Raw genomic sequence first — 14889 nt, forward strand, 5'->3', positions numbered from 1 at the left:
AGCGGCTGTCGGCTGGGTTTCGTCTCGAAGGACCGAGATCGACGAGATTCCCGCCGGGAAAGCTGGGGCGTTACGACTGTCGACAGGCTCCCGCTCGTCCGGCTGCGCAGTGGCCGATCCGACGCAAGCGATGACGCACGACTTTTTCGATCACCGATCCAGTGTGCCACGGGGTAACCGTCCTGAAAAGTCGGAGATGACGCCGACGACCACGGGATGTGGGTTTGTCGGTACGCGCCGGTAGCCTGGCCAGACGATGAACACATTCCTCCAGGGCCTCGAGTCCCGTAAGAACTCCTCGTCCGACGCGCTGCTGGAGGGGCTCAATCCTCAGCAGCGCGAGGCCGTCGTACATACGGGATCGCCGCTGCTCATCGTGGCCGGTGCAGGCTCGGGCAAGACAGCGGTGCTGACGCGTCGCATCGCATATCTGCTCGCGGAGCGGGGGGTGTCGCCGGGGCAGGTCCTGGCGATCACGTTCACCAACAAGGCCGCCGCCGAGATGCGCGAGCGAGTGGCAGGTCTGGTGGGGCCGCGGGCGAACGCCATGTGGGTGTCGACGTTCCACTCCAGCTGCGTGCGCATCCTGCGCGCCCAGGCGGCATTGTTGCCGGGATTGAACTCCAACTTCTCGATCTACGACGCGGACGACTCACGCCGGCTGCTGACGATGATCTCCAAAGACCTGCAGATCGACACCAAGAAGTTCTCGGCTCGTCTGCTCTCGACGGCGATCTCCAACCTCAAGAACGAGCTGATCGGCCCGGACAAGGCCGCCGAGGACGCCGACGGCGACCCTGCCGAGCTGCCCCGACTCGTCGCGAAGGTCTATCGCATCTATCAGCAGCGTCTGCGCGCAGCCAACGCCATGGACTTCGACGACCTCATCGGCGAAACGGTGGGAATTCTGCAGGCCTTCCCGCAGGTGGCGCAGTACTACCGACGCCGGTTCCGGCACGTACTGGTCGACGAGTACCAGGACACCAACCACGCCCAGTACATGCTGGTTCGCGAACTCGTCGGCACGCCCGATGCAGACGGCGCGCTCGAGGGCACCGTCGCGCCGGGTGAACTCTGCGTGGTGGGTGACGCCGATCAATCGATCTACGCATTCCGCGGCGCGACCATTCGCAACATCGAGGAGTTCGAGCGCGACTACCCCGACGCTCGCACCATTCTGCTCGAGCAGAACTACCGATCGACGCAGAACATTCTGTCGGCGGCCAATGCCGTCATCTCGCGCAACATCGGACGACGCGAGAAGAAGTTGTGGACCGACACCGGTGAAGGCGAACTGATCGTCGGGTACGTCGCCGACAACGAGCACGACGAGGCGTCGTTCGTCGCGTCGGAAATCGATCGTCTCGTCGACAGCGGGGATGTGCGTTTCGACGAGGTGGCAGTGTTCTACCGGACGAACAACTCCTCGCGCGCGCTCGAAGAGATCTTCATTCGTCTGGGTCTGCCGTACAAAGTCGTCGGCGGCGTCCGGTTCTACGAGCGCAAGGAGGTCCGTGACCTCGTTGCGTACCTGCGCGTGCTGTCCAACGAAGACGACACCGTCAGCATGCGGCGCATCCTCAATACCCCCCGACGCGGCATCGGAGACCGCGCCGAGGCGTGTGTGGCCGTACACGCCGAGCAACGCGACATCAGCTTCTCGCGAGCGCTGCACGACGCCGCCGCGGGCAAGGTGGCGTTGCTCAACTCGCGGCAGCAGAAGTTGATCGCTCAGTTCATGGAACTACTCGACGAGTTGCGTGCCGTACTGACGGCCACCGACGGAGACGGCAACGACATCGCCGATATCGGCGATGTGGTCGAAGCAGTTCTGGACCGCACCGGCTATCGCGCCGAGCTCGAAGCCAGCAGCGACCCGCAGGACGGTGCTCGCCTGGACAACCTCAACGAATTGGTCAGCGTCGCACGGGAGTTCACGTCCGAGGCGCGTAACCAGGCCGCAGTGGCGGAAGAGGCGCTCGAGACAGGTGACGACCGAAACGACGACGACGGCGGGGTCGACGGTCTGGCCGAGCCCGGTTCGTTGGCCGCGTTCCTCGAACGGGTTTCTCTGGTTGCCGATACCGATCAGATCCCCGACTCGGGCACCGGCGTCGTGACGTTGATGACGCTGCACACCGCCAAGGGGCTGGAATTTCCGGTCGTCTTCGTCACCGGGTGGGAGGACGGCCAGTTCCCGCACATGCGTGCGCTCGGTGATCCGAACGAGCTGTCCGAGGAACGACGGCTGGCGTACGTGGGCATCACTCGCGCGCGGCAGCGGCTCTATCTCACGCGCGCGATCATGAGGTCGGCGTGGGGTCAGCCCATCGCCAACCCGGAATCACGCTTCCTGCAAGAGGTTCCGCAACATCTGATCGACTGGCGTCGCGAAGACCCGGGCACCGGCGGCGGCCGCGCAATCGGCGGCGGTAGATCCGGCAGCTACGGATCGAACAGTTACGGCTCGGGCGGCGGTTACGGCTCGGGCAACTACGGCTCCGGTAGCTACGGCGGGTCGTCGAGTCGTGGCCAGAGTTCGTCTCCGAGCTTCGGTGCCGCGAAGGGCCGAAACTCCAATCTGGTTCTGGCCGTGGGTGATCGAGTCAGCCACGACAAGTATGGACTGGGTACGGTGCTCGAATCCACGGGTGCCGGAGTCAAGGCTATGGTGCTGATCGATTTCGGCTCGGCAGGTCGCGTCAAGATGATGCTCATCGGCGGCGTCCCGATGACCAAGCTGTAGAAAGTCCCGACAACGCGAAAGCCGGGCCCTGCGAAAGCGGGGTCCGGCTTTGTTGTGAAGCGGTGGAGAAGGACTCAGTCCATTTCGGGTCCGAGGGAGATTCCTCGGGACGCGAGCCAGGGGAGGGGATCGATCTTGACCTCACCCGGGAGATGAACCTCGAAGTGCAGGTGCGGGCCGGTGGAGAAGCCACGGTTGCCCATGGTTGCGATCTGGTCGCCGGCCATGACGTTCTGGCCCACAGTGACTGTCGAGGTGTCGATGTGGCCGTAAACCGTGATCGTGCCGTCGGCGTGCTGCAGGCGAACCCACATTCCGAAGCCCGACGCGGGACCGGAATCGATCACCTTGCCGTCGGCGACGGCGTAGATGGGGGTTCCGATGGCATTGGCGACGTCGACGCCGGCATGCAGGACGCCCCATCGAGTGCCGAAGTTGGAGGTGTACGTGCCCTGAGCCGGGAGGGAGAACAGCGGGCGACGGGCCGCGGCCTCGCGTGCGGCCCGCTCTTCGCTGAAACGCTGGCCCTTGGCGAGCAGGTCGTTGAACTGGCTGAGGTCGACCGGTGCGGCGACGCTGAGGATCTGCGGTGCCTGCGAGGGAGTTGCGCTCGAACCGTCGGCTACCGGCTCGTCGGCCTGTGGTGCGGTGGTGGCTGCGAGTGCTGCGGCGGCCGGTGCTTCACCCGCGGCGAGTGCGTACTCGGAGGTGGCGACTGCGGTGGGTGCATCGTCGTTGATGACGGCTTGCCCTGCGGCAACGACGGCACCGGCGGCCACGGCCAGCACGGCGGCGCGACCCTTCAGTGCAGTCGGAGGAACGGGGATGCGATGTGCTCCGCCGCGACGAGCCACGGGTGCGGCGTCTGCGGTGGTTGCGTAGGTCGTGACGACGGTCGGTGTCTCGTCGGCTGCTACTGCACCGGCGAAATCGGCTTCGACGTACTCGTACGTGGGGTAGGAATAGGCCTCGTATGCACTCGGCTCGGTGGTGGGCTCGTAGCTGTACACCGTGGTCGCGTCGTCCGCCGTCGGGCGAGAGAATCGGCTGGAAGTAAAGGACGCGCGGTGCTGCTGCAAGACCTACAACCTCCGATATCTGTGACCTGGCCGTTACTGAAAGACTCGGCAGACGGTAACGAAATGGTTGCGGCGCGCGCAAGTTAACAGCCGAAACCAGGGCAATATGTGAGATGGCTCACAGGGTGACCAGGGTTTATGTGGTGACACGCCACATCCGTAATCGGACACGAATGCGGCACGCACCGTGACCGACGGCTGGGGACGCGACCGAGCCGATACCGTCCTACGGGTGCCGACCCCCACCTTCGACGACTCGTCCGCCCACGGCTCCGACCGAGCCGAACCGCAACGTATAGCGCCGCAGGATGCCCGCGGCGGCGTGGAGGATCATTCGCCCACGTCGCGCATCGTCGTCGCCGTCGTGCTCGCTGTCGTCGCCGCACTGTGTGCCGCTGCAGCTCCGATGATCGGCGTTGTCCAGGCCGTCGACGGTTCGCCGGTGGGCGACGGGGTTTCGTCGGCCGCTGTGCTGGCCGTTGCGCTCCCGGTCGTGGTGGCGGTTGCCGGCGCCGTCAGTGCTGCGATGCGACGCGTCGAATTCGGTGCCGCTCTGCTCGCAGGCTTCGGCGCGGTGACGCTCGGAATCGCGATCCTCGATCTCGCTGTGCTGTCCGATCCGATCGATGCGAACCGGCTCGAGCTGTTCCGTCCCCTGAGCGCCGCGATGCTCGACGCCACCCTCGGCTCTCATGTTCTGCTCGCCGGTCACGCTGCGTCGGTTCTGGCGGGTGCGGCGGGGTGGTCGGCAGTGCATCGCGCAGCGCTCGGTGACGGCTACGGCCATTCGGTCTACTCGGAGCATGTGGGACGGGCGACGGCGGGCCGGGTGGGTCCGCTGTTGTCGATCCTGCTCGGAGCGTTCGGTGTCGTGGCCGCCGCAGCGGCATTCGCCTCGCTGTACCGGTCGGCCGATCCGGTGGTGATCGTCTCGGCGGTGGTGGAGTCGCCGGTGTTCGTGGCGGTGGGGTCCGCGCTGGTCGGAATCGGCGCACTCGTGGTCACGGCCTCGGCGTTGGCGTCGCTCTCGCCGGTGGTCGCGTCCGGTGCCGCCGTCGGCGCGGGTCTCGGGGTCCTCTCGTTCGCGGGTGTCGGTCTGCTCGCTGGAGTGGCTACCGGTGCTCGGATCGAGGCCGGCCTCGGGGCATACCTCGGCACCGTTGCCGGGCTCGGATTGACCGTCGGAGGCGCTGTACTCGCACCTGTTGCCTCCGGCCGTGATCGCCGCGCTCTGGCGGCGGCGCGATCCGTCGCCGAGGGTGGTCGGGGTCCGCGCGGGGTCGCCGGGCCCGGCACCACGAGGTGGCATGCGGCAGCAGGCAGTGCGGGCGTACTTGCCGGCGTACTGCTGGTGGTGGGGTCGCTGTTGCCGATTCTCGAGACCGACGCCGCGGGAACTGCGCCCACGATCCTGGCGACCCGCGTGGTGCTCATAGCGGGCTTCGTCTCGATTCTGGCCTCGGTGCCGCTGCTGTTCTCCGAGTTCGCTGCGGCGGCTCGTCCGTTCTTGTCCGTCTTCTGGCTCGCCGCGGTGTCGGCCGCGGCGGCCGTGTTGCAGTCGGTGGTGCTGGCCGAGGACCTCGCGGGCGTCGATACCGGGACGGGTGCCCTGCTGATCATCGCGGGAGTCGTGTTCGCGGCCGTCACCGGACTGCTGGCCCTGTTCGCCGGATCGGCCGAGCGTGACGACGTCGACACGTCCGAGGATGCGGCCACCTACTTCCCGGTGCTGGGAACTGCGCTCGTCGGGGCCCTTCTACTGGCAGTCGGATTGGCCCTGCCCCTGTATCGAGGCAGCGATCTGACCGCGGCGACCATCACCGAGTTTCCGTGGGGTTGGGACACCTGGGGGCAGCTGCTGCTCGCTGTCGGCGTCGTCGTCGCCGCCCTCGTTGCCGCCCGGGCCCGCCCCGCGCGTGGCAGCGTTCTGCTCGTCGGTGCGGCCGTCGCGGGCGTCGTTCATCTCGCGTCGTGGCCACTGACGTCCGCTCGCGCAGCCGACCCGGAGATGGGACCCGGTGTGGTGCCATCGGTCGCCGGAATCGTCGTTCTCGGTGTCGCGGCGGCACTTTCGGCTCGTCGCACCGATCGGTGACGCCGGTTTCACTGCGGCCACAGCGGTGAGATAGACCACATAGCATCCATGCGCCCGATGCGCCGTCGGGGCACCTGGATAAAGTCCATGCTCAGACCCGCTCACACCCCTGGAGCGGGCGTCAACGTAGACGAGACGGTGAGCTGATGGATCTCTTCGAATACCAGGCGAAGGAATTGTTCGCCAAGCATGGCGTACCCACCTCCGCCGGTCGTGTCACCGACACGGTCGCCGGAGCAACACAGATTGCCGAAGAAATCGGCAAGCCAGTAATGGTCAAGGCGCAGGTCAAGGTCGGCGGCCGCGGCAAGGCCGGCGGCGTCAAGTACTCCAAGGACGTCGCAGCAGCAACCGAGAACGCCGAAGCGATTCTCGGACTCGACATCAAGGGCCATGTCGTCAAGAAGCTTCTCGTCGCAGAAGCCTCCGACATCGCCGAGGAGTACTACATCTCCTTCCTGCTCGATCGCACCAACCGCACCTACCTCGCGATGTGTTCGGTCGAAGGTGGAGTCGAGATCGAGGTGACGGCGGAGGAGAACCCCGACGCACTCGCACGTATCCCCGTCGACGCAGTCAAGGGCGTCGACCTCGCGTTCGCTCGTGAGATCGCCGAGAAGGGCAAGCTGCCCGCCGAGGTGCTCGACGCCGCTGCGGTGACCATCCAGAAGCTGTGGGAGGTCTTCATCAACGAAGACGCTCTCCTGGTCGAGGTCAACCCGCTGGTTCGCACCCCCGACGATCAGATCCTCGCCCTCGACGGCAAGGTCACGCTCGACGCCAATGCAGACTTCCGCCAGCCCGGCCACGCCGAGTTCGAGGACAAGGACGCAGCCGATCCCCTCGAGGCCAAGGCCAAGGAGAACGACCTCAACTACGTCAAGCTCGACGGACAGGTCGGCATCATCGGAAACGGTGCCGGACTGGTCATGTCGACCCTCGACGTGGTCGCATACGCAGGCGAGGCACACGGCGGCGTCAAGCCGGCCAACTTCCTCGACATCGGCGGCGGCGCTTCGGCCGAGGTCATGGCCGCAGGCCTCGACGTCATCCTCGGTGACGAGCAGGTCAAGAGCGTGTTCGTCAACGTCTTCGGTGGCATCACCGCGTGTGACGCAGTGGCCAACGGCATCGTCGGCGCGCTGAAGAAGCTGGGCGACGACGCCAACAAGCCGCTGGTCGTCCGTCTCGACGGCAACAAGGTCGAAGAGGGCCGCAAGATTCTCGCCGACGCCGCGCACCCGCTGGTGACGCTCGCCGGAACCATGGACGAGGGCGCCGACAAGGCCGCCGAGCTGGCAGCGAAGTAGAGGAAACAATGTCTATCTTTCTGAACAAGGACAACAAGGTCATCGTCCAGGGCATCACCGGCGGCGAAGGCACCAAGCACACCGCCCTGATGCTCAAGGCCGGCACCCAGGTCGTCGGTGGCGTCAACGCACGCAAGGCCGGAACCACGGTCAAGCACGTCGACGCGCAGGGCAACGACATCGAACTGCCGGTGTTCGCATCGGTCGCCGAGGCCATGGAGAAGACCGGAGCCGACGTGTCCATCGCGTTCGTGCCGCCGGCATTCTCCAAGGACGCCATCGTCGAAGCGATCGACGCGGAGATCCCGCTGCTCGTCGTCATCACCGAGGGCATCCCCGTGCAGGACTCCGCATACGCGTGGGCCTACAACGTGGAGAAGGGCAAGAAGACCCGCATCATCGGGCCGAACTGCCCCGGAATCATCACTCCCGGTGAGGCATTGGTCGGCATCACGCCCGCCAACATCTCGGGAACCGGCCCCATCGGCCTGGTCTCCAAGAGTGGCACCCTGACCTACCAGATGATGTTCGAGCTCCGCGACTTCGGGTTCTCGACGGCCATCGGCATCGGCGGCGACCCCGTCATCGGAACCACCCACATCGACGCCATCGAGGCGTTCGAGGCGGACCCCGACACCAAGGTCATCGTCATGATCGGCGAGATCGGTGGCGACGCCGAAGAGCGTGCAGCCGACTACATCAAGGCCAACGTGACCAAGCCGGTCGTCGGCTACGTCGCAGGCTTCACCGCTCCCGAGGGCAAGACCATGGGCCACGCCGGCGCCATCGTCTCCGGCTCGCTGGGAACGGCACAGGCAAAGAAGGACGCACTCGAGGCCGCAGGCGTCAAGGTCGGCAAGACGCCGTCCGAGACCGCTGCCCTCGCGCGCGAAATCCTGGAATCGCTGTCCGTGAAGTAACTTTCACTACGCGAAAGCCCGCCACTGATTCGGTGGCGGGCTTTTTCGTGCCCCAATCCCTTGTGCGCGTTTTGCGTACCTGAAGGTACGCAAAACGCGCACGACGTATGGGCAGCGCTATTCGGTCTCGAACTTGTCCACTCGCCACAGGACGAACACTGTCGTCGCTCCGAACAGCGCCGCCGCGAGTGCGTAGTAGAGCGATTCGAAAGTTCCTGCAGCCCATGCCAGGACGATCGCGGACATCAGAAACAACGCGACTTTGAAGTACTCGAACCTCTTGCGTGTCATGTCTTGCCCTCCCGTTCGACGATGTCGCTGCCCATTCTTCCTGAAAAGTGTTGTGTTGCATAGTAATTGAAACTCACAATGAAGGTAAAGGGGAGTCAATAGCTAAAGTAACGACATCATGTCACAATCTCTGTGACGCCGTTCGGGGAGGGCTGATGTCGGAATTTCTGCACCGTCTGTATCGACAGGGGTGGCACGCGGACCCGGCTGTACGACCGGTCGGCCGGTTGATGATCGCGGCCATGGTGGTCTCGTGTCTGTATGCACTCGCCTCGGTGGCGCTGGCGAAGTCGCTGGCGGATTTCCAGATGCATCGACAGGGCATGGGCGACGACTCCCTTCCGGCCTCGGCGAAAGCGATCGTCTACGGGGCCTACTCGCTGCGGGTGATCACTGTGGTCAGCCTGATCTTCGGCTACTCGTATCTTGTCCAGCGACTCTCCAGGCGCAGTCCATCCGAACATCGGCTCTTGTTGAGCTGGAGCGTCTTCGGAGTGGCTGCCTACTCCTACCTGATCTTCACCCCGAATCTTCCGTGGACCCACGTGGTGCAAGCGATTCAAGTGGTCATCCTGCTGGCGGTAGCAGTGCTGCTGTTCACGCCTCGTGTGCGGGCCTACTTCGCGGGCGCGTCGGTGGACTAGATTGGCCCCGTGCACAACATCTTCACCACCGCCTTCGTGACGGTCCATCGGCTCTACATCAACAAGGTAGAGCGAAAGGGCCGCACCGAAGCGGAGGTCGACGAGATCGTCCGGTGGTTCACCGGGTTCGATCAAGCGACGCTGAAGGAACACCTCGAGGCCGAGACGACATTCGAGGACTTCTTCGCGGCGGCGAACCTGAACCCGAACGCGACGCTGATCACCGGAGTTGTCTGCGGCATCCGCGTCGAGAATGTCGAAGATCCCCTGATGAAGAAAATCCGATTGCTGGACAAGCTGATCGACGAGCTGGCCAAGGGCAAGAAGATGGAGAAAATTCTGCGTGGGTGATCCCGTTAGAATCACGCTGAATCGAACTGTGGTCATTGCTTCGACGCGGGACTTCACTGTCCGTCATGACAACTACCGAAAATCGTGCACTCGCCAAGAACTGGCCCGACGCTCCCACCACTGCTGCCGGATGGGTTTCTCGCGCAGGTGAAGTAGCGCAGCTTCTCGCTGTCGACGCCGTGGCCCGCGACAAGGGCCGCGAGCTTCCGTCAGCCGAGGTTCAGTTGCTCAAGGACGCCGGGCTCGTCACGCTGCTCGGTCCCGTCGAGCACGGTGGCGGCGGCCAGGATTGGCCCACGGCCTACCAGGTGATTCGCACCGTCTCGAAGGCCGACGGCTCGATCGGTCAGCTGCTGGGCTACCACCTTCTCTGGTTCTGGGCCGCGCGTCTGGTCGGTACTCCCGAGCAGATCGAGGCCGTCGAAGCCGATGCCACGAAGAACAAGTGGTTCTTCGGCGGTGCCGTCAATCCACGCGACAACGACGTGTCGGTCACCGACGAGGGCGACACCATCGTGTTCGACGGTTCCAAGACGTTCTCCACCGGCAGTCGTGTCTCGGACGTGACCGTGCTCGAAGGTGCGCTCGAGGGCAGTACCGATCACGTGTTCGCAATCGTGCCGTCGAACATCGAGGGTCTGTCCTTCCACGACGACTGGGACAACATCGGCCAGCGTCAGACCGAAAGTGGCAGCGTCACGATCGACAAGGTTCGCGTCGACTGGGCAAGTGCAGCGGGGTTCGTGGACAAAGTGTTTCAGCCCCGCGTCTACAACACCCTCAACGTGCCGACCATTCAGTTGGTGTTCGTCAACTTCTACCTCGGAATCGCGAGGGGTGCTCTCGAGGAAGCCGCGTCGTACACCAAGGACAAGACTCGCGCGTGGCTGCACAGCACGGTGGACAAAGCAGTCGACGAGCCGTACATCATCGACATCTACGGCGATCTGACCGCCAAACTGTGGGCCGTCGAAGCTCTGGCCGACGCAGTTGCGTTGGAAGGACAGAAGATTCACGACAACGCGTGGAACGTCACCGCCGAGGAGCGCGGTGACCACGAGGTCCGGGTGGCCGCAGTCAAGGCTCGCGCCACCGACGTCTCGCTCGAGATCACCTCGACCGTGTTCGAGGCCCTCGGTGCCCGCGCCACGGCCAGCAAGTACGGGTTCGATCGCTTCTGGCGCAACGTCCGTACCCACACCCTGCACGATCCGGTTGCCTACAAGCGACGCGAAGTGGGCCGCTGGGTGCTCACCGGTGAGCTGCCCGAGCCCACCTGGTACTCGTAGTCCCGACATTTCCGGCCCCGATTCGACCCCCGATTTCCGGATGAATGTGCCATCCACGCCATCTGAGTGCGTGGATGGCGCATTCATCCGATGAAGGATGACGCACACATGAGCACCGAAAAGATCGCCGACGCAATCAAGTTCGCGTACTGGGTTCCCAATGTCTCGGGTGGCCTGGTCACCAGCACCATCGAGCAACGGACCAGTTGGGACTACGAGTACAACAAGAAGCTGGCGCAGACCGCCGAGAACAACGGCTTCGAGTACGCCCTCAGTCAGGTCCGTTACGAGGCGAGCTACGGGGCCGAGTTCCAGCACGAGTCGACGAGTTTCTCGCTCGCGTTGCTGTTGGCCACCGAACGTCTGAAAGTCATTGCCGCCGTGCATCCCGGGCTCTGGCAGCCTGCCGTGCTGGCCAAGCTGGGAGCGACGGCCGACCACCTCTCGAACGGCCGTTTTGCGGTCAATGTCGTCAGTGGTTGGTTCAAGGACGAATTCACCCACCTCGGTGAGCCATGGCTCGAGCACGACGAAAGATACCGTCGCAGTGCCGAATTCCTGCAGGTACTGCGCAAGATCTGGACCGAGGACGACGTGGATTTCCGGGGCGATTTCTATCGGATCCACGATTTCACGCTGAAGCCGAAGCCGCTCAACACCCCGGAACGGCCCAATCCTGAACTCTTCCAGGGTGGTAACTCGTCCGCCGCGCAGGAGAATGCCGGCCGGTACTCGGATTGGTACTTCAGCAACGGCAAGGATTTCGACGGCGTCACCGAGCAGCTCGACAACCTGCGTCGGGTCGCGCGCGATCACCGACGTGAGGTCAAGTTCGGGCTCAACGGCTTCATCATTGCGCGAGACAGCGAGAAGGAAGCGCGAGATACGTTGCGAGAGATCATCGACAAGGCCAACAAGCCTGCCGTCGAGGGTTTCAGGGGTGCGGTGCAGCAGGCGGGCAATTCGACGGCCGACAAGAAGGGGATGTGGGCCGACTCGACGTTCGAGGACCTCGTTCAGTACAACGACGGGTTCAAGACGCAGTTGATCGGCACCCCGGAGCAGGTTGCCGAACGCATCGTCGCCTACCGACGCCTCGGCGTCGACCTCGTTCTCGGTGGCTTCCTGCACTTTCAGGAGGAAATCGAATACTTCGGAGCGAAGGTGCTGCCGCTGGTGCGGGAGCTCGAAGCGGCCGAATCGAACGACCACGAGTTGGTCACGTCCCACTGACCTGGAGTTCCTCGAGCGGTCGGGTCCGTGCAGTAGCGTGAGATCTCGGACCCGACCGACCTGGGTACGGCACTATCAGCCTGGGTACGGCACTATCAGGATGAGGAGACGCGATGACCTACTCGCCCGGCAGCCCTGACAACGGGGGCTCCAACTCTGGTGGCTACGGCGGAGGCGGACCGTCCTACGGCCCCCCGTCCACGCCGAATCAGTCCACGCCGAATCAGCCGTCATCCGGTGCCTACACACAGCCCGGTCAGAACCAGCCGTTCCACCAGCCGTCGGTATCCAACCCGTTCGGCCCGCCCGTGCCAGGAACCTCCGCTCCGAGCGGGTCCGCGCCGGGCACGTCCGGGCACTCGACGAAGACGTCCGGTGCCGGGCTCGCAAATCTGCCGAAGATCCTGACCTTCGTGGTGCTCGGTCTCGGTATCGTCAACTTCCTGCTCGGCCTGCTCGATTTCGTCACCGCCGAAGTGTCGTCGTCCGAGCAACTGCCCAGCGGCATCCAGACCTCGTTCAGCACCAACTTCTTCGAGTCCGGCGGAAGTGCGGCGTCGATCGCGTTCCTGCTCGCCGCCGGTCTGATCGCAGGTGCGTCGCTGCTGCAGAAAGACGCCCGGAACCAGGCCGTGATCGCGGCACTGGCCATCGCCGGATTCCTGGTGCTCGTCTTCCAGTCGTTCAGCCTGCCCAGTGCCGAGGGCAACGAGTTCGCCAGCACCAGCAGTTCGCTGGGGATCGGCGCGATCCTGGTGCTCGTGTTGGGCTTCGTGCAGGCGGCGGCCGCTGTGGTTGCGCTGCTGCTCGATGCAGGCATCGTCAAGGCCCCGGCACCCAAGCAGTCCGGCTTCGGGAACCAGGGTCAGCAGTCCGGTTACGGCCAACAGAATCCCTACAACGCGCCGACGACGTCGTTCGGTGGACCGTCCGGACCGCAGAACTACAGCAACCCGCCGGCCTACGGTCAGGCCCCGTCGAACACAGCGGGCTCGTCGAACTTCGGGCAAGCGCCGAGTGGACAGACGTCCGGACAGCATTCCTACGGTCCCGGCGCACAGTCGCCGTACGGCAATCAGCCTGCGCCCAACACCGGATCGCAGGGTGGCTACTCACCGCCGCCGTACACCGGTCCGAGCGGTCCGCCCGCAGGGCAGGCCTACCCGCCGAACCAGTACCCGTACGGTGGCCAGCCGTCCGGTTACGGTCAGCCGTCGAGCACACCCGACGAGTCCGAGTCGGGCGCACAGTCGACGCCGTACGGCGCACCGACTCAATCGTTCGGCGCGACTCCCGCGGAAGACGACAACAAGCGCGACTGATTTCGCACGTCACACTCGACTTCGCGGCGCGCCTGACCGGCGTGCCGCGTCGTTGATGCGAATCTCGTAGTGATGAGCGATCTATTGAACCGAGATACTCGACGCGCGGCCGCACGCAGTTCCCGTGTGAGCACCGGGCCTACGCCCGATCAGTCACGAACGCTCGCTGCAGTGGCCTTCAAAACCTCCGGGTTGGTGGTGGTCATCGCCACGACCCTGGTTCTGATCACCCTTGTCTCGGTCAACAGCGATCTCACCGGAACCCTCGGTGCCATCGCCGGTTCCTGGTTCGCGGTGCACCTGGTGCCGCTGAGTATCGGTGGCACGTCGATGGGCGTCGCCCCGATGCTTCCGACCCTCGTCGTCGCCTGGTCCGTCGCACGCACGGTTCACCACGCGGTGGACGAGACCACCGACCGTCGCATGGTCAGGTGGGTGTTCGCCGCGTCGATGGCCGGACCCCTCGCCGTCACGGCCATCGCTCTGGCCGTCGCCAAGGATGCGTCGACGGTTATCGGACTGTCGAGCCCCAACGCACTCGTCGCCTTCTCGTGGGTGGCCGGAGTACACGCAGCGGCGTCGGGCACCGGCTTGGTCCTGGCTCGCTGGGACACTCTGGTGATCGATCGACACCTTCCAGACTGGGTACGCGCACTCGTCGCGCCGCTCGTGCGGTCCGTTTCGGTGCTGATGGCCGGCGGCGCCGCCATCGTGCTGTTGGCTCTGCTCGCCTCCTGGGACACCGCCGGTTCACTGCTCGACAACGGACGCACCCTCGTCGGCATGCTGGGACTGACCGTGCTGTCGGTGCTGTACCTGCCGAACATCGTCCTCGGTGCCCTCGCCGTCGCGACGGGGTCCTCGGCGAGCTTCGGAGACGCATCGGTCAGCCTGTTCTCGACGACCGGCGGGCCGCTCCCACCGCTCCCGATCCTCGCCGTCCTCCCCGAGGGCTCCGCGCAGACGATCTGGGTCGTCATGCTCGTCGTTCCCATCGCAGCCGGGCTACTCCTGGGACGCGACTGCGCGATCCGAAGCGTGGACGTCCAGGTCGCGGTCTCCTCGGTGTGGGCGGTAGCCGCCGTCACCGGAGCCCTCGCCGCGGTGTTCGGCTACGCCGCAGGCGGCAACCTCGGCACGTTCGGAACAGTCGAAGTAACCGTGTGGAGCTTCGCACTGTTGACCTTCGCCTGGCTCGGCGTCGTCGGATCCGCTTCGGCCGCCCTCGTCGTGTGGCGTCGAGCAGACCCGGAACCCGACCACGAACCCCACGACCGATCCGGTACCGAGCAGCCCGTGCCGGCGACCGTGCCCGCAGCAGAACTGGCCATTCAACCGCCTGCGTCGGAGCCGGACGAGGCTGTCGCGGACACCGTCGTCGAGGCCGAGGTCGTCGACGAGAAGCCGGTCGCGACAGTGGAAGCAGACGATCCGATCGCGGCAGACGCCGAATCCGAGGAACCGCTAGAGGCCGAGATCGTCGCTCCGCCCCCGGCCCAGGACGACGCGTCGAGCACTGCGGAGGACGGACCTGCCCGGTAGGGGCGCGGGTCGGAGCGACTAGGCTTTCTGCTGGCTCGAACGATCCCCTCAATACCTCAGGAGTAGT

Annotated in this window: 12 protein-coding genes; 10 read left to right on the plus strand and 2 right to left on the minus strand. The window is 65.0% G+C overall.

What is annotated here, in order from left to right; translation table 11 throughout:
* Positions 1–256 precede the first annotated feature (256 nt).
* Entirely contained in the window at positions 257–2746 is a 2490-nt protein-coding gene (pcrA, locus tag RFA01S_RS10640) for a DNA helicase PcrA (RefSeq protein WP_032407595.1), read from the plus strand.
* A gap of 74 nt (positions 2747–2820) precedes the next feature.
* On the opposite strand, the gene RFA01S_RS10645 is transcribed toward pcrA, so the two are convergent.
* Complete coding sequence (locus tag RFA01S_RS10645; RefSeq protein ID WP_032407594.1) at positions 2821–3825, minus strand: M23 family metallopeptidase; 1005 nt, start codon at positions 3823–3825, stop codon at positions 2821–2823.
* Between the two features lie 232 nt (positions 3826–4057).
* Between RFA01S_RS10645 and RFA01S_RS10650 the strand changes: the two genes are divergently transcribed.
* The 3 genes from RFA01S_RS10650 to sucD all read left to right on the plus strand — a co-directional run bounded on the left by RFA01S_RS10650 (position 4058) and on the right by sucD (position 8150).
* Positions 4058–5920 (plus strand): TrbL/VirB6 family protein, encoded by a 1863-nt coding sequence (locus tag RFA01S_RS10650; protein ID WP_139278428.1) that lies wholly within the window; start codon positions 4058–4060, stop codon positions 5918–5920.
* A gap of 146 nt (positions 5921–6066) precedes the next feature.
* On the plus strand, positions 6067–7230 hold the full coding sequence (gene sucC, locus RFA01S_RS10655) for an ADP-forming succinate--CoA ligase subunit beta (RefSeq protein WP_027496014.1): 1164 nt from the start codon (positions 6067–6069) through the stop codon (positions 7228–7230).
* Positions 7231–7238: 8 nt separating this feature from the next.
* The gene (gene sucD, locus RFA01S_RS10660; RefSeq protein WP_032385696.1) at positions 7239–8150 is read left to right on the plus strand and encodes a succinate--CoA ligase subunit alpha; all 912 of its coding nucleotides are present in this window, start codon (positions 7239–7241) and stop codon (positions 8148–8150) included.
* A 117-nt stretch (positions 8151–8267) separates the two neighbouring features.
* Here sucD and RFA01S_RS27725 read toward each other — a convergent pair whose 3' ends face one another.
* A complete protein-coding gene (locus tag RFA01S_RS27725) occupies positions 8268–8441 on the minus strand; it encodes a hypothetical protein (RefSeq protein ID WP_155290490.1) in 174 nt (57 codons plus the stop codon).
* A gap of 155 nt (positions 8442–8596) precedes the next feature.
* Here RFA01S_RS27725 and RFA01S_RS10665 point away from each other — a divergent pair, with 155 nt between their 5' ends.
* The 6 genes from RFA01S_RS10665 to RFA01S_RS10690 all read left to right on the plus strand — a co-directional run bounded on the left by RFA01S_RS10665 (position 8597) and on the right by RFA01S_RS10690 (position 14822).
* A complete protein-coding gene (locus RFA01S_RS10665; RefSeq protein WP_032407593.1) occupies positions 8597–9085 on the plus strand; it encodes a hypothetical protein in 489 nt (162 codons plus the stop codon).
* Between the two features lie 9 nt (positions 9086–9094).
* Positions 9095–9436, plus strand: coding sequence for a DUF2200 domain-containing protein (locus tag RFA01S_RS10670; protein WP_027496017.1), 342 nt, complete (start codon positions 9095–9097; stop codon positions 9434–9436).
* A 65-nt stretch (positions 9437–9501) separates the two neighbouring features.
* A complete protein-coding gene (locus RFA01S_RS10675; RefSeq protein ID WP_027496018.1) occupies positions 9502–10725 on the plus strand; it encodes an acyl-CoA dehydrogenase family protein in 1224 nt (407 codons plus the stop codon).
* Between the two features lie 108 nt (positions 10726–10833).
* A complete protein-coding gene (gene sfnG / locus RFA01S_RS10680; RefSeq protein WP_027496019.1) occupies positions 10834–11958 on the plus strand; it encodes a dimethylsulfone monooxygenase SfnG in 1125 nt (374 codons plus the stop codon).
* Between the two features lie 113 nt (positions 11959–12071).
* On the plus strand, positions 12072–13280 hold the full coding sequence (locus RFA01S_RS10685) for a DUF5336 domain-containing protein (protein WP_052060764.1): 1209 nt from the start codon (positions 12072–12074) through the stop codon (positions 13278–13280).
* A 171-nt stretch (positions 13281–13451) separates the two neighbouring features.
* Positions 13452–14822 (plus strand): cell division protein PerM, encoded by a 1371-nt coding sequence (locus RFA01S_RS10690; protein ID WP_032407592.1) that lies wholly within the window; start codon positions 13452–13454, stop codon positions 14820–14822.
* Positions 14823–14889 lie beyond the last annotated feature (67 nt).

Origin of the sequence: Rhodococcoides fascians NBRC 12155 = LMG 3623 (assembly GCF_001894785.1) — a bacterium.
Taxonomy (GTDB): domain Bacteria; phylum Actinomycetota; class Actinomycetes; order Mycobacteriales; family Mycobacteriaceae; genus Rhodococcoides; species Rhodococcoides fascians.

What these genes read in the sequence shown, in the direction of transcription:
- sucD (WP_032385696.1), top strand. Translation starts at nt 7,239, where the DNA reads ATGTCTATCTTTCTGAACAAGGACAACAAGGTCATCGTCCAGGGCATC.
- RFA01S_RS10665 (WP_032407593.1), top strand. Translation starts at nt 8,597, where the DNA reads ATGTCGGAATTTCTGCACCGTCTGTATCGACAGGGGTGGCACGCGGAC.
- RFA01S_RS10675 (WP_027496018.1), top strand. Translation starts at nt 9,502, where the DNA reads ATGACAACTACCGAAAATCGTGCACTCGCCAAGAACTGGCCCGACGCT.
- RFA01S_RS10685 (WP_052060764.1), top strand. Translation starts at nt 12,072, where the DNA reads ATGACCTACTCGCCCGGCAGCCCTGACAACGGGGGCTCCAACTCTGGT.
- sfnG (WP_027496019.1), top strand. Translation starts at nt 10,834, where the DNA reads ATGAGCACCGAAAAGATCGCCGACGCAATCAAGTTCGCGTACTGGGTT.
- RFA01S_RS27725 (WP_155290490.1), bottom strand. Translation starts at nt 8,441, where the DNA reads ATGACACGCAAGAGGTTCGAGTACTTCAAAGTCGCGTTGTTTCTGATG.
- sucC (WP_027496014.1), top strand. Translation starts at nt 6,067, where the DNA reads ATGGATCTCTTCGAATACCAGGCGAAGGAATTGTTCGCCAAGCATGGC.
- pcrA (WP_032407595.1), top strand. Translation starts at nt 257, where the DNA reads ATGAACACATTCCTCCAGGGCCTCGAGTCCCGTAAGAACTCCTCGTCC.